Genomic DNA, 19,110 nt, shown 5'->3' with positions numbered 1-19,110 from the left:
TTTCTTCAAAAACCTTCCAATTCATACTCTTATGCTACATTGGCACGAGCAATGGACTTCTCAACTAAGTTAACTTCTAATGCGACTTCATCACACGCATGTTGACGTGGACATTGCTCGCAATCTTTGAGCACTTTTTCAGGCAATAGTGACTTCGAGGTCGGTAGGAAGTTTTGCTTCATAAAGAATTCTGGCGTACGAGTCAGCACAAAGACTTTTTTGATCGCCATCTGACGCGCTTTCTCCACCAAATACTGCACAATAGCACTGCCTTGTCCCTGACCTTGCCAGCCCGCTTCGACCCCCAGTGAACGCACTTCGGCTAAGCCTGAATCGTACACATACAAAGAGGCACAACCTGTCACTTCACCGTGATGCTCCGCAACCGCAAATGAACCAATGTCGCGCACCAACTCATTACGAGAGCGTGGCAAGTTTTCTCCCATGTTCGCCCAATGCGTCACCATGCCTTCAAGCGCTTCAATGTCGGTTAAACGCGCAGGGCGTACTTTGACTGTCGAAGTGTCACGTTGAGTTAAGCGCGATTCCGCTTGCTCAACCGCATGCGCGACTTGTTTTGGAGAGACCCCTCCCAATGCACTGCGCTTCTCGAGACAAGATTCAATGGTTAAGATGTCGTACACATCTTCTTCAATCACATCTGAAAACTCTTTCAACTCAGCAATGGAGAGCTCTTCTAGTGCGCAGCCTTTAGCAATCGCTCCGACAACCGCAACCCCAACAATATGGTGTGCCTCACGGAATGGAATTCCTTTCGCCACAAGGTAGTCAGCCAGTTCAGTCGCGTTCGCGTAACCTTGTTTCGCCGCCTCTAGCGTACGCTCACCATTGACTTTAATACCATCAAAACAGAGCGCAGCCATTTCCATACAGTCATTCCATGTATCGAGTGCGTCAAATAAGCCCTCTTTGTCTTCCTGCATATCTTTGTTGTATGCGAGCGGCAGCGCCTTCACTGTCATCATCATTCCAGCTAGGGCTCCGTAGACGCGACCGGTCTTACCACGAATCAGCTCAAGGGCATCTGGGTTTTTCTTCTGTGGCATCAATGACGAACCAGATGTGACGGTATCAGCCAGTTCGATGAAGTTCGACTCACCCGAGTTATAGAAAATCATATCTTCGGCGAGACGCGAAAGGTGCAGCATGGAGATCGACGCAATCGACATCAGTTCCATCACATGATCACGGTCCGAGACTGAATCAAGCGAGTTACGTGTCGCACGGCGGAAGCCTAAACTATGGGCAAGCTCTTCACGATCCATTGGGTATGCGGTACCAGCCAATGCGCCAGAACCAAGTGGGCAAGTGTCAAGACGATGAATGGCATCATTTAGACGAGAGTAATCACGCTCAAACATCTCAACATAAGCTAAACACCAATGCGCAAAAGTGACCGGTTGAGCACGTTGCAAGTGCGTATAGCCAGGCAACACCGTGTCTTGGTGTACTTTCGCCACGGATACCATTTGCGATTGCAAACGATCAAGCGCCATAAGCAATTGCTGACCTTGCTGACGACACCAGAGCTTGAGATCGGTCGCCACTTGATCATTACGCGAACGCCCTGTGTGGAGTTTTTTACCTAAATCACCCACTTTGCTGATCAATTGCTGTTCAACCCAAGAGTGAATATCTTCCGCATCTGAGCGAAGGATCTGATTCGGATCTTCCATCACTTCAAGCTTGAGTTCATTCAAAGCTAACTCAAGCTTCTGCTGCTCTTCTTCTGTTAAGACGTTAACGGAAAGCAAAGCCTTGGACCAAGCAATAGAGCCGACAATATCTTGCTCAGCTAGTCGGTAATCAAAGCGCAATGAGTCATTAAAATCTTTAAATCTCGTATCTGCTGCTTGGGTAAATCTTCCGCCCCATAATGCCATCGCGTTTCTCCTGATTACCAGTGCTCACTATTTGTGCTAGTAGCTATAATGCTTAAAAAGACTCTGAATTATCTTCAGTATTTTATGATGGTTCAAAGTTACGGCAAATCAAACTAAAAATAAAGTATTAATTCATTATTTTTACATATTTATTCATGGCAACTTAATTAATATCCAGAGAAAGAAAAAGCCCACTTGGCGTCCAAGTGGGCTTGTATCAATCAGTGGTAAGCGTTACTTCTGATTTTTCAGAGCTCTGATACGGCTCGAGAGCGAGTAGAGGCGGATGAAGCCTTCTGCGTGACTTTGGTCATACACTTCATCTTCACCAAAGGTAGCAAACTCTTCACAGTACAAGCTGTTGTCAGAACGCTTCTGAGTCACAGTTGCTTGGCCTTTGTATAGCTTCACAACCACTTCACCGTTCACATCTTGCGCCAGCTCTTCTGATGCCGCTAGGATAGATTTGCACAGTGGCGTGAACCAACGACCATCATAAACAAGATGAGAAGCTTTCACGCCCAACTCTTCACGGAACTCAAAGGACGTTTTATCCAAAACAAGCTGTTCAACGGCACGTAGGGCTTCCATCATGATGGTGCCTCCTGGCGTTTCATAACAGCCGCGAGATTTCATCCCCACTAAACGGTTTTCAACGATATCAATACGGCCAATACCGTGTTTCGCCCCTTTCTCGTTTAAGTAAACCAGTGCGTTGTATGGCGTCATCTGCTCACCATCCACTCCAACGACTTCACCTTTTTCTACTTTTAGCGATACGTATTCAGCTTCGTTGGGAGCTTGTTCTGGATCCACAGTCCAAGCCCAGCAATCTTCGTTTGGTGCATTCCATGTATCTTCTAGTACGCCACCTTCTGTAGAGATATGCCATGCGTTTGCATCACGTGAATAAATTTTCGTTAACGATGCGGTACAAGGGATATTACGCTCAGCCAAATAGTCGAGACACTCTTCACGGCTCACTAAGTCCCATTCACGCCACGGTGCGATAACATGTAGATCTGGTGCAAGTGCCGCAAAAGCGCCTTCGAAACGGACTTGGTCGTTACCTTTACCCGTACAGCCATGACATAGGGCATCAGCGCCCACTTTGCGTGCAACTTCAACCTGAGCTTTAGCGATGATTGGACGAGCCATAGAGGTACCAAGCAGGTATTTCCCTTCGTAATAGGCGCCTGTTTTCAATGTTGGATAAATGTAATCCGCGACCATCTCTTCTTTTAGGTCCGCGATGTAACATTCAGAGGCACCAGACGCTTTCGCTTTTTCTTCAATGCCAGCAAGCTCTTCTTCGCCCTGACCAACATCAGCAACAAAGGCTACTACTTCACAATCGTAGTTCTCTTTCAGCCAAGGGATGATCACTGATGTATCCAGACCGCCAGAGTATGCGACAACAACTTTATTAACTTGAACTTTGCTCATTTTCTTTTCTCCAAATCCCGGCGCTGCGCTTGGCGGTCAGTGCTACGGGTTACTTCCTAGTTATTCTGTTTGCCTTACCGCATTTACGTTAAGGCTAATTCATTCTCGTTACTGCTTTGGCAGAAACTGAGTTCCAATACTTTGGCCTGCAAACAGCTCGACCAATTTTTCAGGGTAGCGCCAAGTGGCGACTTCAATTGGGCGACCTAAGTCATTGGCGGCTTCTAGCGCAGCGTTTACCTTAACGATCATCCCGTCAGTAATGACGTGCCCCTGAATCAAGCTTTGCGCTTCTTGCGCGTTTAAACTCTTAATCAAGTGGCCTTTACCGTCGAGCACACCGCTCACATCCGATAGCAGCACCAACTCTGCATCCAACGCACCAGCCACCGCGACAGCCGCTTGGTCAGCATTCACATTCATCATTTGCCCCTGCGCCGTCAGGCCAATTGAGCTAATGATCGGCAATGCCCCTGTTTCTAATACAGCTTGCAGTACTGATGAGTCGCCCGGTGTCGCTTTGCCCACCGCACCCAACTCAGGGTCCAACTCTTCTACTTTGCACAAGCCGCCATCTGCGAGGCTTAAGCCTACTGCGTTCAACCCATCTTTGATCGCTTGACCCTGTAGCATTTTGTTTGCGGTACCGGCCAAAGCGCCTGCGATAACTGGGATCTGCTCATACGGTGTCACGCGCAGCCCCTCTTTCTTCAAGGTCTTTAGTTGCAGTTGAGCCATTAGATCGTCCACCAGATAACCTCCTCCGTGGACGATCACAATTCGTCGCTGAGCCTGCTTTTGATAATTGGCTATAGCACCAAATACCTGGCTAAGAGTCTCAGTACAAGACAGTGCAGCACCGCCTAATTTGATCACTAATGGAGTTTGTTTGTTATCTGTCATTACTCGTCCCTTTACCTACTTGCTTAAGCTTTATGCCTAAATAAGGGCAGTTAACTCTGGAAATCCGTAGTGGATGTTTAAACATTGCATCGCTTGACTCGATGCGCCTTTGAGTAAGTTGTCTATCGCTGAAACAACGATGACGTGCTCACCCTGAACCTTCCAGCCGATATCGCAGAAAGGTGAATTCTCTACATTTTGGATTGAGGGCAGTGTCGATTCGAGAAGACGTACTGCAGGTTTACCCTCGTATGCTTTTGCAAATGCAGTCGCAACCTGTTGTTCCGTTGCACCACTGGCCAACTTCATTGTGACCGTGGCCAAAATGCCGCGTTTAAAATTGCCCAAATGTGGCGTAAAAATTACGTCGCGACCCAAGTGGCTTGCGATTTCTGGCTGATGGCGATGATTGAACACGCCGTAGGGCTTTAAACTCACTTCGCAGAAGCTGTTGGTTAATGTCGCCTTTCTCCCTGCACCTGAAACACCACTCGTGGCGTTAATAATTGGCCATTGGACCGTATCAAGCAGTTGTGCTTCGATAAGTGGTTTGATAGCCAGTTGAGATGCCGTCGGGTAACAACCTGGAACGGCAACGAGCTGTGCTTGTTTAATCTCTTGCGCGTTCCACTCTGCCAATCCGTACGATGCCTTATCAAGCAAGTGCTCATACTGATGTTCAAAGCCATAAAACTCGCTATAGAAGCCCTCTCTTTTCACGCGAAACGCACCCGAGAGGTCAAAAACCTGACAACCTTGATCTAAAAACTGGAAAGCCAAATCGTGACTCACTTCATGTGCAGTCGCTAAGAACACCACATCACAAGCCTTCGCTGCAGCTGTCACATCTTTAAGCGGCTGCACAGGCTCACTGATAACGCCAGCCAATTTTGGATGCAACTGTGAAATGCTCTTACCAGCATCCACACTATTGGCGGACACATATAAACCTGATAGCGTAAGTCGAGGGTGTTTGTGCACCATGAGCGCCAACTCTGCACCGGTGTAACCGCTTGCGCCAATGATTGTGGTTTTCAGCATTTCGACATCCATTTTTTCAAAAAAACACCACTCAACAGAGTGACTACAAATTTACAAAAACATCGCTTTTATCGGTTTTTTATTCATTAAAAGTGATTTATTATGTGTTTTACCTTCTAAATTGATTTATGTCAACAGGGAAAGCAAACTAAATATGCAATTGCCGAGTTTCAAAGAGGTCTATCAGGGCCTTATTTCTACCTCTTCTATTAGCTCGACCGACCCGAGTTGGGATGAAGGTAATGCGCAAGTCATTGAGAAACTTGCAGGATGGTTGAAAGACGTTGGATTCCAAGTCGAACTGACGGAAGTGGAATCAGGGAAGTACAACCTCATCGCTAAAAAAGGTGTAGGTGAGGGAGGGCTACTACTCGCCGGTCACAGTGATACCGTCCCCTTTGACGAAGGGCGATGGAACTTTGACCCGCACGCGTTGACCGAAGCAAACAATCGCTTTTACGGGCTAGGCACTGCCGATATGAAAGGCTACTTCGCTTTTATTATTGAGGCGGTCAAGAAAGTGGATTGGAGCAAACAGACAAAGCCGCTGTACATCTTAGCCACCTGCGATGAAGAGACGACGATGCTCGGAGCACGCCACTTTACTGATAATGCTCCGTTTAAACCGGATTACTGCATTATTGGTGAGCCCACCAGCTTAGTACCGATTCGCGGCCATAAAGGCCATGTTGCTAATGCCGTGCGCGTCACTGGCAAATCCGGCCATTCATCTGACCCCGCTTTGGGAGTGAACGCCATTGAGATCATGCATGAAGTCTTGTTTGCATTAATGCAGCTGCGAGACAAGCTGATCAAGGAATATCATCACCCAGGTTTTGCCATTCCTAGTCCAACGCTCAACTTGGGCCATATTCACGGTGGGGATAGCGCCAACCGCATCTGTGGCTGTTGCGAGCTGCATTATGATGTCCGCCCTTTACCTGGAATCAGTTTGGATGGCTTAGACAATATGCTGCGCGGCGCACTCAAAGAGGTCAAAGCCAAATGGCCAGGGCGAATTGACATCACCCCACTGCATGAGCCTATCCCTGGTTACGAATGTCAGCACGACCATCCCTTTATTGGTGGTGTCGAAGAGATCTGTGGGATGAGCTCAGAAACCGTCAACTACTGCACCGAGGCGCCTTTCTTGCAGCAGCTTTGCCCAACACTCGTCTTAGGGCCGGGCTCCATTGATCAAGCGCATCAGCCAGATGAATTCTTGGCATTCGAATTTATTGACCCGACCATCGATGTCCTATCTAAAGCGATGTACCGTTATTGCTTTGACTAGATCCAAATGACAACAGGGCTAGCTTGAATGTAGCTAGCCCTTTTTTGTAATAAATTTTCAGCATACTTCACATCAATCTGCTGCTTACTTGGGTTACATTCCTTTTCATAATATTTGCAAACTTTGCATGCGATAATTGACTCCGCACGACATTTTTCGCTAGATTGTTTGCTTAACAAAAGAACATTGGATGTAATTTTTTTACAAGGCAGGATGACAATGAACGAGAAATACTCTGCTCTGCGAAGCAATGTGAGCATGCTAGGACACTTGCTCGGTAACACCATCAAGGATGCACATGGTGAGGAACTTCTAGAGAAAGTAGAAACGATTCGTAAACTTTCCAAGTCCGCCCTAGCTGGTAATCAGGCTGACAGAGGCAGCTTGATCGAGGAAATCAAAAACCTTCCAAATGAGCAGCTGACCCCTGTTGCCCATGCATTCAACCAATTCCTCAATCTGACCAACATGGCAGAGCAGTACCACACTATCTCTCGTCATTGTGACGCACACGTTTGTGAACCAGACGCCCTCAATACGCTTTTTTCTAAGTTGAGCCAAAACGACATCAGCAAGTTAGACACGGCTCAAGCGGTTCGTGAACTGAATATTGAACTTGTCCTGACCGCTCACCCAACAGAGATCACGCGTCGCACCATGATCAACAAGCTTGTTAAGATCAATGAGTGTCTATCTAAGCTTGAGCTCGGTGACCTATCAGTCAAAGAACGAGCAAAAACAGAACGTCGCCTTGAGCAATTAATCGCTCAGAGCTGGCATTCCGATACCATTCGTAAGCAGCGCCCAACGCCTCTTGATGAAGCAAAATGGGGCTTTGCCGTTGTCGAAAACTCTCTGTGGGAAGCAGTACCAGATTTCTTGCGTGAGATGGATGGCCGCCTAAAAGATTACCTTGGTGAAGGGCTGCCGATTGATGCTCGCCCTGTACACTTCTCCTCTTGGATGGGCGGTGACCGCGATGGGAACCCATTCGTCACTCATACCGTCACTCGTGAAGTGATGCTTCTCTCTCGCTGGAAAGCGGCCGATCTTTACCTCAACGATGTCAATGAACTTGTGAGCGAACTGTCGATGACCCAATGTAACGACACCATTCGCACACTTGCCGGAGAAGACGAGCACGAACCTTATCGTGCGGTTCTAAAAGAGTTACGTAACCTGCTAAACGAAACCAAAGAGATTCTTGATGCGAAAGTCCACGGCCAAAAACTGGCGGTCAAGGCACCTCTGCAGCGTATCGAACAACTTTGGGAGCCACTATACGCGTGTTACCAATCACTGCATGAATGTGGCATGGGCATCATCGCTGATGGCTCGCTGCTAGATACTCTTCGTCGCATTAAAGCGTTCGGAGTTCACCTCGTTCGCCTAGATATTCGCCAAGAAAGCACTCGCCACTCAGATGTGCTATCTGAGCTGACTCGCTACTTGGGCATTGGTGACTACGATCAGTGGAGCGAACAAGATAAGATTGCCTTCTTGACCAACGAATTGGCATCGAAACGCCCGCTTCTTCCCCGTGATTGGGAGCCATCAGAGGTAGTCAAAGAAGTCCTAGATACCTGTAAGATTGTCGCCGCTCAGCCGCGTGAAGCTTTCGGTGCTTACGTTATCTCAATGGCACGTACAGCCTCTGACGTACTGGCCGTTCACCTGCTCCTTCAAGAGTCCGGTTGCCCATATCGCATGGACGTTTGCCCATTGTTTGAAACACTAGACGATTTGAACAATGCGGAATCTGTAATCAAGCAACTGATGGGGATTGACCTCTACCGCGGATTTATCCAAAACCACCAGATGGTAATGATTGGCTACTCTGATTCAGCAAAAGACGCTGGTGTAATGTCGGCAGGCTGGGCTCAGTACCACGCGATGGATTCATTAGTGAAAGTGGCTGAAGAAGAAGGCGTGGAGCTTACTCTCTTCCACGGTCGTGGCGGTACGATTGGCCGCGGTGGCGCACCTGCTCATGCCGCGTTACTGTCTCAGCCACCGAAGAGCCTAAAAGGCGGTCTTCGTGTTACTGAGCAAGGTGAAATGATCCGCTTTAAGCTGGGCCTACCCGATGTTGCGGTAAACAGTTTCAACCTGTACGCCAGCGCTATTTTAGAGGCGAACCTGCTACCGCCACCAGAGCCAAAACAAGAATGGCGTGATCTGATGGATGTACTGTCTGAAGTCAGCTGTGAAGCATACCGCAGCGTTGTACGTGGCGAGCCAGACTTTGTTCCATACTTCCGTCAAGCAACTCCAGAGCTCGAGTTAGGCAAACTACCGCTTGGCTCTCGCCCGGCAAAACGTAACCCTAAAGGCGGCGTAGAAAGCCTGCGAGCGATTCCGTGGATCTTCTCGTGGAGTCAAAACCGTCTGGTGCTTCCTGCATGGTTGGGCGCGGGTGAAGCTATTCAGTACTCGGTCGACAAAGGTCACCAAGCGCTGCTTGAGGAGATGTGTCGTGAGTGGCCGTTCTTCTCAACTCGTCTAGGCATGTTAGAGATGGTGTACACCAAGTGTAACATCGAGATCTCTCGCTACTACGATGAGCGTCTCGTCGATCCTAAACTTCAGCCTCTGGGTGATCGTCTACGTGACCAGCTTAAGAAAGACATCAAAGCGGTGCTTAACGTAGAGAACAACGAAAACTTGATGCAAAGCGATCCGTGGGGACAAGAGTCGATTCGCCTACGTAATATCTATGTTGAGCCTTTGAACATGCTTCAAGCAGAGCTACTGTACCGCACTCGTCAGAGTGAAGAAGCATCGACAGAAGAGCTTGAAGAAGCGCTAATGGTCACCATTGCGGGTATTGCTGCGGGCATGCGTAACACTGGTTAGTGCCCATTTCCACTCTATGCAAAGGGTTAGCTGAAAGGCTAGCCCTTTTTTATTCTTCGCTATTGGTTAATAGATAAACAGCAAAAACACCAACAAAATAAGACTTTTATAACCAATAAAAAGAATTATAAACCGAATTTTTCAATTATTGAGAAAATTATCAGTTTTTTGGTATATTTTGTCCTTCTATTCTACTTTATGCTTATTATTTAGATATACTACTCGTCCTCTGTATGTATATAACAATTCTTAACATGCAGTTTCTTCGACTCCTTCGTGATTCGATCTAGGTGATAAACGGCTTTTTTAAGGTGACATGGCCAACATATGTTGGCGCTGCTTAAAGACTACCTTATACGGTATTCCACTGATTATTAAGTGCCATAGAAGCACAACAGTAGCTAAGCAGTCGTATTTGAGTTTATTGACCATTTGGATTGAAGACATGTCATTACCACACGTTATTCTGACAGTGCTGAGCACACGCGATGCTACTGGCTACGATATCACCAAAGAATTTTCAGCAACCATCGGCTACTTCTGGAAAGCTAGCCACCAGCAAGTCTATCGTGAGCTTAACAAAATGGCTCAAAACGAGCTGGTAACTTGCGTATTAGAACCTCAAGAAGGCAAACCTGATCGTAAGGTTTACTCCATCACAGACGCGGGTCGCACAGCGCTTGGTGAATGGTTCGACCAACCAACTGCGCACCCAACAGTGCGTGATGAGTTCTCAGCAAAACTCATGGCGTGTGCCGTTCAACCATCGGCACCATACCGAGTTCAGCTAGCAGAGCTGGTTGAGGAGTCTCGCAAACTCGTTGCGCATTACCAAGAAATTGAAAGTGCGTACTACTCAACACCATCCACTTTGGATAAGCAGCAACGTCTAGAGCGCTTAACATTGCGCCGCAATCTTCTGGTTCGCCAAGCTTGGATTGAGTGGGCAGACGAAGTACTCAGCGAGCTTGCAGAGCTAGGCTAATTACCGCGCTATCCCATACAAGCCGAATCCACGGATTCGGCTTTTTAGTGCCTGCCATTTTGAGTTCCGTCGTAACTTTATAAAAGCAAAAGGAATTGAGTGCAAAACCACGTCACTATATGCCTTCTATGTGACTAAAGGACACTTGCCCTGATGACGAGACCAACCTCCAAGCTCATTGCGAACCTATTTCTTTGTCTGATACTCAGTGGATGCGTTAACCAAGCGCTGCTGGATGCGCAGCCAGCATTGGTCACAGCGCAAAGCACGAATCTCACCCCACAGTCCCCTGATAAGGTTGAGATGTATTTTGTGGGTTTCGCTGCGGACTCTTCCCAGAACGTATTCATGAAAGAAGTCAGTTATGTCCAGCAGCTATTTGATCAACGGTTTGAAACCGAAGGGCGCTCGCTACTATTGGTCAACAATCGCCAGACTCAAAATGATTACCCGATGGCGACATCAGACAACTTATCCGCAACCCTCACCGCTATTGGCCAGCAAATGGATGTCGACAACGATATTCTGTTTCTTTACCTCTCTGGGCATGGTGAATTTCGCTTTGGCTTGAATGTGAGTTTTGGGCCAAATCACAACGAAACCATTTCGCCTAAAGAGCTCAAGACGATGCTAGACAACTCAGGGATAAAATGGCGAGTGGTCGTGATTTCAGCCTGCTTCTCTGGCAACTTCGTGAGTCAGCTTGCCGACTTAAACACCCTAGTCATTAGCGCCTCCGATCCTAACCACCCGTCGTTTGGATGCACCAATACCGCAGAATTCACCTTCTTTGGTGAAGCCTTCTTCAAAAATAATCTGACAAGAACACACTCATTTTTCCAGGCTTTTCTCGCGGCCAAAGAAGAAGTCACACTGAGAGAAAGCAAGCTCGGTTTCGATAACTCGAACCCAATGTACCGAAGTGCTAAACCAATCGATGACCAGCTGTCTTTAATGGACCTATGAAACAAAAAAGCCAGCTAGATAACTAGCTGGCTTCTTAGATGATCATTTTCGAAGGGCTATATCCCGTCGCCACCAATAAAGCTTTGGGATTTACCATTGAATTGTTGGTCCATATCCAATGACGGCTTATCGGTTTTCGGTCTACCGACAATCTTGGCAGGCACCCCCGCCACGGTCGTATGAGCAGGCACGGGTTGCAACACTACGGAGCAAGAGCCAATCTTAGCACCTTCGCCGACTTCGATGTTGCCGAGAATTTTCGCCCCAGCACCAATCATCACGCCTTCACGAATTTTCGGGTGACGATCCCCGCACTCTTTACCTGTACCGCCAAGTGTCACATCTTGAAGGATGGAGACATCATTCTCCACCACCGCGGTTTCACCAATCACAATACCCGTTGCATGGTCTAACATGATGCCACGGCCAATGCGGGCAGCTGGGTGAATATCCACCTGACAAGCCACAGAGATTTGGTTTTGAAGATACGTCGCAAGAGCGACTCGACCTTGCTTCCAAAGCCAGTTAGCAACGCGATACCCTTGCAGCGCGTGATACCCTTTCAAATAGAGTAATGGCATTGAGTACATTGCGACCGCTGGATCTCGGTTTACCGTCGCGCAAATGTCACACGCTGCGGCTTCGGTAATCTTTGGATCGGCATTAAACGCCTCTTCAACGACTTCACGTACCGCCATAGCCGGCATTGAAGCAGTATTGAGCTTGTTGGCAAGAATGTAGCTCAACGCCGACGCTAAGCTGTCGTGTTTAATGATCGTGGCATGATAAAAGCTCGCGAGCATAGGCTCTTGCTCCGAGAGCTCTCTTGCTTCACGAACAATCGCTTGCCAGACGTTCTTTTTTTCGCAATGTTTCATGTGCTTTCCTAGTATCCAATCCTTGTTGCTAGATACGATCTTTCCCCTAGTGGCTGGGTAGCCTTATGCCTCTGCCTTCTTATCGCGAGCAAGGAGATCCTTCGCAGCGAGTCGCGCATCCTTTCCTTGATACAATACTTGATAGATTTGATCAACAATTGGCATCTCAACACCCATGCGTTCAGCCAACAAAAACACTTCTTTGGTATTGCGATAGCCTTCAACCACCTGACCAATTTCCGTCTGTGCCGTATCCACATCCTTGCCTTGACCTAAAGCCAAACCAAAGCGGCGGTTACGTGATTGGTTATCTGTACAAGTCAGTACCAGATCGCCCAGACCCGCCATGCCCATAAACGTTTCCGCTTGTGCACCAAGAGCAGCTCCCAAGCGGCTCATTTCCGCTAGGCCACGGGTAATTAATGCGGTACGAGCGTTCGCGCCAAAACCAATGCCATCTGACATACCCGCGCCAATTGCAATCACGTTCTTCACCGCGCCGCCCAACTGCATGCCAGTAAAGTCACTGTTTGCGTACACTCGGAATGTTTTACTGCAATGAATCTTTTCTTGAAGATCGGCAACAAACTCGGCATCTGGTGAAGCTACTGAGATAGCCGTTGGCATCCCCATCGCTAACTCTTTCGCAAACGTCGGGCCAGATAACACTGCCAGTGAGTAGCCTTCCCCTAGCGCGTCGAAAGCCACATCTTTTAACAAACGACCCGTTTCTGGCTCCAACCCTTTCGTTGCCCAGCAGATGCGCGTATCTTCGCGCAGGAAAGGCTTCACGCTGTTCAATACAATACCAAACACATGGCTCGGTACGACAACCAAAAGGTCACGGCTAGACTGAACCGCTTTTTCTAGATCAGACTCAACGATTAAACTCTCTGGAAAATCAATACCAGGTAGAAACTCATGGTTAGCGCGATCGGCTTCCAAACGCGCCATGTGTTCTGGCTCGTGCCCCCAGATTACGATGTTCGCACCGTTGCGAGCCAACGAGATCGCGAGCGAAGTGCCGTATGACCCCGCTCCAAGAACCACCATTGAAATCTCTTTACCGTAGGCATTGTTGGTATTTTTATCTGTCATTGTTCCGCCTGATTGTCGTGTAAGTGACTAGAATCCAGTTGTCATCGCCTTGATGAGTAAGACGCTGAAAACTCCACTCTACTTAAAGAAAAAATGCACAGCGCATCAACATGAAGATACTCTGTGCATTTGATTCCCGCTCTGTAAAAACAGAGTCAGTCAATTAAGCTTCCGCTTGGCCTTCCGCCTGAGCTTGTTGCTGTAGGTAGTTCATAAACAGTGCATCAAAGTTAACTGGTGCAAGGTTTAGTTGTGGGAACGTACCTTTAACAACTAGGCTAGAAATCGTTTCACGAGCGTATGGGAATAGAATGTTTGGACAGAACGCACCTAGACAGTGAGCTAGTTGACCCGCTTCCATTTTCTCTGCTGTGAAAATACCGCCTTGCTGTACTTCACATAGGAACGCTGTCTCTTCTGCATTTTTCACAGTAACAGTCAAACGAAGCACAACTTCGTAAACACCCTCACCCAGTTCACGGCTTTGCGTGTCTAGATCCAGCTTCACATCTGGGTTCCACTCTTTTTGGAACATGTCTGGTGAATTTGGCGCTTCGAAAGAAACGTCTTTTAGGAAGATACGTTGAATTGCGAAGTTTTGAGCTTCTTGTTGCGGTGCTGCTTCAGCCATTATAAAAATCCTTTAATCTTGAATTACGAGTCTGTTTCGAGACTAACTGAGAGTGCTTACGCTGACTAGGTTTCCACGCTATTTCGTGGGAGTCTTCACATCTCTCAGCGATAAACGCTGACTTTTCAATCAACGCTCCAAGCATTCGTTGTGTAAATTACTTCTTACCTTTAACCAAAGGTAGGTTTGCTTCATTCCAAGCAATAAGACCATTCTTAAGCAAGTTCACTTTTTCAAAGCCTGCTTTCGCTAGAAGGTTAGCGCTCTCTTGCGCCGTTTGACCTGTCTTGCATACTACGATGATTGGGTCACCTTTGCGGTTTTCAAGGCTACCAAAGTTACCTGCTTTAATATCAGACGGCAAAATGTGAACTGCATCGGTAATATGACCTTTGCGGAACTCATCTTTCGCACGAATATCAACCACAACACCATTCTCACGGTTCATCAGGGTGGTCACTTCGTTGGCAGTGATTTCTTTGTAGGCTGCTGTCGCAGACTTAACGATGTTCATGATAAGGGCGACCAAAAGACCTACCCATACCAGAGATAGAATCATGTTCTCTTGAAAAAATGCGATGTACTCTTGCATGTCCTGTGCTCTTCGATGATAGAGCTGCCACTTCAAATATGAAGGCGATAGCAGCTCTAGACTAAAATTCAGATTGGGAGTATAGCGAGGTTAAGGTGCCTAAGCGAGCCAAATGCACGCACAATCCCCATCTGTTGCGTATTTCGTCACGCTCTTGGGAATGGGAAAGCAGTCACCTGATCAATGTGATCACAGCCGATCGCCAGCATAATCAAGCGATCAACGCCCAGTGCGACGCCCGCGCACTCTGGAAGCCCTGACTCCAAAGCAACGATCAGGTGATGATCAATCGGTTGAGGCTCCAGCCCCATCTCAACGCGCTTAGCGTTGTCTTGCTCAAAACGTTTCAACTGCTCTTTGGGGTTATCCAGCTCATGGAAGCCGTTTGCCAGTTCAATCCCTTTAAAGTAGACCTCAAAACGATCGGCGACTCTTGGATCCTGTCGATTTATTTTCGCCAAAGCGGCTTGGGAGGCTGGGAAATCATAAACAAATGCCGGAGTCTTTTGGCCTATCTTAGCTTCGACGCCGATGCTAAATAGCAATTGCAGTAGGGTATCGCGATCGTCTTCAGGCTCAGCAATATCACTCAGTCCCAGCTTTGCCGCCACCACTTTGAGTTCCTGCATCGAACCTTCTAACGGGCACACACCAAGTACGTCCATGAAAGCTTGCTGGTAAGTCATACGCTCAGCAGCGCCACACTTCAATACTAGTTGCAGTAGGTCGTCCATCTCATCCATTAACTGGTGATGATCAAAGCCAACTCGGTACCACTCGAGCATAGTGAATTCAGGGTTGTGGTAACGACCATTCTCCTCATTACGAAATGCTTTATTGATCTGATAGATACAACCACTACCCGCCGCCAAGAGACGCTTCATATGGAACTCAGGGCTCGTCATAAAATAGAGCTTACTGCCGTCGGCGTAACCTGGACCAACAAACTCCGTTTGGAACGTGTGTAAGTGAACATCGGTCACCGTCGCATGGCTCATTGCGGGTGTATCAACTTCCAATACATCACGCTCTAGGAAAAACTGACGGATCTGGTTCAACAAATGCGCACGTTGACGCAATTGTTCTACCGAAGCGGTGGGCTGCCAATTTTGGTTCATAGGAACTCTCTTTAGATGTTTGATGGCGGCAAAGTATCAATTTTGCTCTTCTTTGCCTAGTGAGTGCCATTTTACCGACTTAGACGCTTCAAAGCAGCTTTAAAATGGGCGAGTATGAAGCAAGCATTTCGCGTATTACAGCTCAAAAAACATCCGTCGCAACACGAACTATCCATGCCTGTAATGTCACGCAACAGCCGTTTAACAAAGTTCCTCGCAAGCCAAAAAGTCATAAAATCCTTTGCCGTGATTGCAGTCACATAACCTGCAAAATTTATGCTCTTACATGCATTAGTGGAGCAAAAACCTGATTACATCAATTTTTCTGAAAAAAAGCTCTTCTACACTAACCCTACCACTTTTGGGGAGTAACCCCATTTTATTATAACAAGCGGATATTTCCGCAATTTCACACTGGAGGATAACTGTGCAAACTATCACCACAGATATCGCAGTGATCGGCGCAGGCGGCGCTGGTCTTCGCACTGCTATTGCAGCAGCTGAAGCAAACCCTGACTTAGAAGTTGCTCTGATTTCTAAAGTATACCCGATGCGTTCTCACACGGTCGCTGCAGAAGGTGGCTCAGCCGCAGTTATCAAGGATGAAGACAGCTTAGACAACCATTTCAACGATACCGTTGGCGGTGGTGACTGGCTTTGTGAACAGGATGTCGTTGAGTACTTCGTAAAGAATGCAACTCGTGAAATGATTCAAATGGAACAGTGGGGCTGTCCATGGAGCCGTAAAGAAAACGGTGAAGTGAACGTACGCCGTTTCGGTGGCATGAAAGTCGAACGTACTTGGTTCGCTGCCGACAAAACTGGCTTCCACATGCTTCACACCCTATTCCAGACATCAATGAAGTACGACAACATCAAACGTTTTGATGAGTATTTTGTTGTGGATCTGCTTGTTGATGAAGGTGAGGTTCAAGGCCTGATCGCGATTCACATGTCAGAGGGTGAATTAGTGACCATCAAAGCAAAATCCGTTGTATTGGCAACAGGTGGCGCAGGTCGCGTTTACCACTGTAACACCAACGGCGGCATCGTAACGGGCGACGGCATGGCGATGGCTTACCGCCACGGTGTTCCTCTACGTGATATGGAATTCGTTCAGTACCACCCAACAGGTCTTCCTGGCACAGGTATCCTGATGACTGAAGGTTGTCGTGGTGAAGGCGGTATCATCGTTAACAAAGATGGCTATCGTTACCTACAAGACTACGGCATGGGCCCTGAAACTCCAGTGGGTCAACCTAAAAACAAATACATGGAACTAGGTCCACGTGACAAAGTTTCGCAAGCTTTCTGGCACGAACAACAGAAAGGTAACACCATCAAACACCCTCTTGGTGATGTCGTACACCTAGACCTTCGCCACCTAGGTGAAGAGTATCTGCAAGAGCGTCTCCCGTTTATCTGTGAGTTAGCGAAAGCTTACGTGAACGTTGACCCTGCAAAAGAGCCAATTCCAATTCGCCCAACGGTTCACTACACCATGGGTGGTATTGAAACCAACGGCGAATGTGAAACTCGCATCAAAGGTCTATTCGCGGTCGGTGAATGTGCCTCTGTGGGTCTTCACGGCGCTAACCGTCTTGGTTCTAACTCACTGGCTGAGTTCGTGGTATTCGGCCGCGTTGCGGGTGAGCAAGCAGTAAAACGTGCAGCAGAGTTTAAAGGCTGGAACGAAGAGTCAATTGCAGCTCAAGTGAAAGCAGTTGAAGAACGCATCGCAGCACTGATGAACCAAGAAGGTGATGAAAACTGGGCAACCATCCGTACTGAAATGGGTCACACCATGGAAGCAGGTTGTGGTATCTACCGCCAAGAAGACTTGATGCAAGCAACCATCGAGAAAATCACTGAGCTGAAAGAGCGTTACAAGCGCATTAGCATCAAAGACAAAGGCAAGGTGTTCAACACAGACCTGCTTTACGCTATCGAAGTCGGCTACGGCCTAGAAGTTGCGGAAGCGATGGTTCACTCAGCAATCTTGCGTAAAGAGTCACGTGGTGCGCACCAGCGTCTAGACGATGGTTGTACAGAGCGTGATGACGTGAACTTCCTGAAACACTCTCTCGCATTCTTCAAAGAAGACTCTGCACCAAGTATCGACTACAGCAACGTGACGATTACTAAGTCACAACCAAAAGCACGTCTATACGGTGAAGCAGCAGAGAAAGCCGCTGCAGAAGAAGCAGCGCAAGCGGCAGAGAAGCAGGCAGAGGAGCAAGCATAATGTCAGCAAATCGCATCCAAAAAGTAGAAGTTCTGCGTTATGACCCAGAGAAAGACGCAGAACCGCATTTTCAAACCTTTGAAGTGCCATTTGATGAAACCATGTCAACGCTTGATGCACTTGGCTACATCAAAGATAACCTAGACAAAGATCTGTCTTACCGCTGGTCTTGTCGTATGGCGATCTGTGGTTCCTGCGGCATTATGGTCAACGGCGTGCCTAAACTTGCGTGTAAGAGCTTCCTACGCGATTACCCAAATGGCGTTAAAATTGAACCACTAGCAAACTTCCCAATTGAGAAAGATTTGATCGTTGATATGACGCCATTCATTGAGCGCCTAGAAGCCATCAAACCTTACATCATTGGTAACGACCGCAAACCAGAAGACGGCACGAATCTACAAACACCTGAGCAAATGGCGAAGTACAAGCAGTTTGCTGGCTGTATTAACTGTGGTCTGTGCTACGCAGCCTGTCCTCAGTTCGGTTTGAACCCTGAGTTCATCGGTCCTGCTGCCCTAACTCTGGCACACCGTTACAACCTAGACAGCCGTGACAACGGTAAAGATGAGCGCATGGCGTTAATCAATGGTGAGAATGGTGCCTGGGGCTGTACCTTCGTCGGTTACTGTTCTGAAGTGTGTCCGAAAAACGTAGACCCAGCAGCAGCGGTAAACCAAGGTAAAGTGGAGTCTTCAATGGACTTCGTTATCTCCATGTTCAAGCCTGATGGCACTCCAACAAAAACAGCAGAGGAGGCGTAAGATGAGTAACCGTAAACCTTACGTTCGTGAAGTAAAACGTACATGGTGGAAAGATCATCCGTTTTACCGCTTCTACATGCTGCGTGAAGCAACCGTACTGCCTTTGGTGCTATTTACTTTGTTCCTGACATTTGGTCTTGGCGCACTAGTAAAAGGCCCAGAAGCATGGCAAACCTGGCTCAGCTTTATGGCTAACCCTGTGGTAATTGCGATTAACATCGTGGCTCTGTTAGGTAGCCTCCTGCACGCACAAACCTTCTTTAGCATGATGCCTCAGGTAATGCCGATTCGCTTGAAAGGAAAGCCTGTCGATAAGAAGATCATTGTTCTGACTCAATGGGCTGCTGTCGCTTTCATCTCACTTGTCGTCTTGGTCATCGTGTAAGGAG

16 protein-coding genes are annotated in these 19,110 nt (G+C 47.7%); 7 read left to right on the top strand and 9 right to left on the bottom strand.

The annotated features are described in order from the left end of the window. Nucleotides 1-29: 29 nt before the first annotated feature. The 4 genes from argH to argC all read right to left on the bottom strand — a co-directional run bounded on the left by argH (nt 30) and on the right by argC (nt 5,294). Nucleotides 30-1,904 (bottom strand): argininosuccinate lyase, encoded by a 1,875-nt coding sequence (argH, locus tag OH458_RS11965; protein WP_038217604.1) that lies wholly within the window; start codon nt 1,902-1,904, stop codon nt 30-32. Nucleotides 1,905-2,138: 234 nt separating this feature from the next. Continuing rightward, nucleotides 2,139-3,350, bottom strand: a complete 1,212-nt coding sequence (locus tag OH458_RS11960; RefSeq protein WP_005474198.1) for an argininosuccinate synthase — start codon at nt 3,348-3,350, stop codon at nt 2,139-2,141. A gap of 108 nt (nt 3,351-3,458) precedes the next feature. Continuing rightward, nucleotides 3,459-4,253 (bottom strand): acetylglutamate kinase, encoded by a 795-nt coding sequence (argB, locus tag OH458_RS11955; RefSeq protein WP_269978514.1) that lies wholly within the window; start codon nt 4,251-4,253, stop codon nt 3,459-3,461. 36 nt (nt 4,254-4,289) lie between these two features. Next, nucleotides 4,290-5,294, bottom strand: a complete 1,005-nt coding sequence (argC, locus tag OH458_RS11950; RefSeq protein ID WP_269978513.1) for an N-acetyl-gamma-glutamyl-phosphate reductase — start codon at nt 5,292-5,294, stop codon at nt 4,290-4,292. A 154-nt stretch (nt 5,295-5,448) separates the two neighbouring features. Here argC and argE point away from each other — a divergent pair, with 154 nt between their 5' ends. The 4 genes from argE (at nt 5,449) to OH458_RS11930 (ending at nt 11,395) form a co-directional block, all read left to right on the top strand. After that, complete coding sequence (argE, locus tag OH458_RS11945) at nt 5,449-6,588, top strand: acetylornithine deacetylase (RefSeq protein ID WP_269978512.1); 1,140 nt, start codon at nt 5,449-5,451, stop codon at nt 6,586-6,588. Nucleotides 6,589-6,807: 219 nt separating this feature from the next. Next, nucleotides 6,808-9,444, top strand: coding sequence for a phosphoenolpyruvate carboxylase (gene ppc, locus OH458_RS11940; RefSeq protein WP_269978511.1), 2,637 nt, complete (start codon nt 6,808-6,810; stop codon nt 9,442-9,444). Between the two features lie 445 nt (nt 9,445-9,889). Further along, nucleotides 9,890-10,429, top strand: a complete 540-nt coding sequence (locus OH458_RS11935; protein WP_038186710.1) for a PadR family transcriptional regulator — start codon at nt 9,890-9,892, stop codon at nt 10,427-10,429. A gap of 153 nt (nt 10,430-10,582) precedes the next feature. Further along, nucleotides 10,583-11,395, top strand: coding sequence for a C13 family peptidase (locus tag OH458_RS11930; RefSeq protein ID WP_269978510.1), 813 nt, complete (start codon nt 10,583-10,585; stop codon nt 11,393-11,395). Between the two features lie 56 nt (nt 11,396-11,451). Here OH458_RS11930 and cysE read toward each other — a convergent pair whose 3' ends face one another. The 5 genes from cysE to epmA form a co-directional block, all read right to left on the bottom strand. Continuing rightward, nucleotides 11,452-12,273: a serine O-acetyltransferase gene (gene cysE / locus OH458_RS11925; RefSeq protein ID WP_005474152.1), complete on the bottom strand. Its 822-nt coding sequence runs from the start codon at nt 12,271-12,273 to the stop codon at nt 11,452-11,454. Nucleotides 12,274-12,336: 63 nt separating this feature from the next. Beyond that, the gene (gene gpsA / locus OH458_RS11920) at nt 12,337-13,371 is read right to left on the bottom strand and encodes an NAD(P)H-dependent glycerol-3-phosphate dehydrogenase (protein WP_269978509.1); all 1,035 of its coding nucleotides are present in this window, start codon (nt 13,369-13,371) and stop codon (nt 12,337-12,339) included. A 163-nt stretch (nt 13,372-13,534) separates the two neighbouring features. Next, the gene (gene secB / locus OH458_RS11915) at nt 13,535-14,002 is read right to left on the bottom strand and encodes a protein-export chaperone SecB (protein WP_005474178.1); all 468 of its coding nucleotides are present in this window, start codon (nt 14,000-14,002) and stop codon (nt 13,535-13,537) included. A gap of 157 nt (nt 14,003-14,159) precedes the next feature. Next, nucleotides 14,160-14,594 carry a rhodanese-like domain-containing protein gene (locus OH458_RS11910; protein WP_038141193.1) on the bottom strand — a complete coding sequence of 145 codons (435 nt, stop codon included), beginning with the start codon at nt 14,592-14,594 and terminating at the stop codon, nt 14,160-14,162. 146 nt (nt 14,595-14,740) lie between these two features. Then, nucleotides 14,741-15,712 (bottom strand): elongation factor P--(R)-beta-lysine ligase, encoded by a 972-nt coding sequence (gene epmA, locus OH458_RS11905; protein ID WP_269978508.1) that lies wholly within the window; start codon nt 15,710-15,712, stop codon nt 14,741-14,743. Between the two features lie 427 nt (nt 15,713-16,139). Between epmA and frdA the strand changes: the two genes are divergently transcribed. Genes frdA through frdC form a run of 3 tightly spaced genes read left to right on the top strand, consistent with a single transcriptional unit; the run spans nt 16,140 to nt 19,106 of the window. Beyond that, complete coding sequence (gene frdA, locus OH458_RS11900; protein ID WP_005474210.1) at nt 16,140-17,957, top strand: fumarate reductase (quinol) flavoprotein subunit; 1,818 nt, start codon at nt 16,140-16,142, stop codon at nt 17,955-17,957. After that, complete coding sequence (locus tag OH458_RS11895) at nt 17,957-18,721, top strand: succinate dehydrogenase/fumarate reductase iron-sulfur subunit (protein WP_005474233.1); 765 nt, start codon at nt 17,957-17,959, stop codon at nt 18,719-18,721. Before frdA ends, OH458_RS11895 begins: the two co-directional genes overlap by 1 nt. A gap of 1 nt (nt 18,722) precedes the next feature. Then, on the top strand, nt 18,723-19,106 hold the full coding sequence (gene frdC, locus OH458_RS11890; RefSeq protein ID WP_269978507.1) for a fumarate reductase subunit FrdC: 384 nt from the start codon (nt 18,723-18,725) through the stop codon (nt 19,104-19,106). Nucleotides 19,107-19,110 lie beyond the last annotated feature (4 nt).

It is taken from the genome of Vibrio sp. MarTm2 (assembly GCF_027587055.1).
GTDB lineage: Bacteria > Pseudomonadota > Gammaproteobacteria > Enterobacterales > Vibrionaceae > Vibrio > Vibrio sinaloensis_D.
The sequence above is the reverse complement of the archived record's forward strand: the minus strand, read 5'-3'. Positions and strand labels throughout refer to the sequence as shown.

Bases quoted from the DNA above. Each gene is read 5' to 3' on its own strand.
- frdC (WP_269978507.1), top strand. From the start codon at position 18,723: ATGAGTAACCGTAAACCTTACGTTCGTGAAGTAAAACGTACATGGTGG.
- argC (WP_269978513.1), bottom strand. From the start codon at position 5,294: ATGCTGAAAACCACAATCATTGGCGCAAGCGGTTACACCGGTGCAGAG.
- OH458_RS11930 (WP_269978510.1), top strand. From the start codon at position 10,583: ATGACGAGACCAACCTCCAAGCTCATTGCGAACCTATTTCTTTGTCTG.
- argH (WP_038217604.1), bottom strand. From the start codon at position 1,904: ATGGCATTATGGGGCGGAAGATTTACCCAAGCAGCAGATACGAGATTT.
- OH458_RS11960 (WP_005474198.1), bottom strand. From the start codon at position 3,350: ATGAGCAAAGTTCAAGTTAATAAAGTTGTTGTCGCATACTCTGGCGGT.
- OH458_RS11895 (WP_005474233.1), top strand. From the start codon at position 17,957: ATGTCAGCAAATCGCATCCAAAAAGTAGAAGTTCTGCGTTATGACCCA.
- OH458_RS11935 (WP_038186710.1), top strand. From the start codon at position 9,890: ATGTCATTACCACACGTTATTCTGACAGTGCTGAGCACACGCGATGCT.
- OH458_RS11910 (WP_038141193.1), bottom strand. From the start codon at position 14,594: ATGCAAGAGTACATCGCATTTTTTCAAGAGAACATGATTCTATCTCTG.
- epmA (WP_269978508.1), bottom strand. From the start codon at position 15,712: ATGAACCAAAATTGGCAGCCCACCGCTTCGGTAGAACAATTGCGTCAA.
- argB (WP_269978514.1), bottom strand. From the start codon at position 4,253: ATGACAGATAACAAACAAACTCCATTAGTGATCAAATTAGGCGGTGCT.
- cysE (WP_005474152.1), bottom strand. From the start codon at position 12,273: ATGAAACATTGCGAAAAAAAGAACGTCTGGCAAGCGATTGTTCGTGAA.
- argE (WP_269978512.1), top strand. From the start codon at position 5,449: ATGCAATTGCCGAGTTTCAAAGAGGTCTATCAGGGCCTTATTTCTACC.
- ppc (WP_269978511.1), top strand. From the start codon at position 6,808: ATGAACGAGAAATACTCTGCTCTGCGAAGCAATGTGAGCATGCTAGGA.
- gpsA (WP_269978509.1), bottom strand. From the start codon at position 13,371: ATGACAGATAAAAATACCAACAATGCCTACGGTAAAGAGATTTCAATG.
- secB (WP_005474178.1), bottom strand. From the start codon at position 14,002: ATGGCTGAAGCAGCACCGCAACAAGAAGCTCAAAACTTCGCAATTCAA.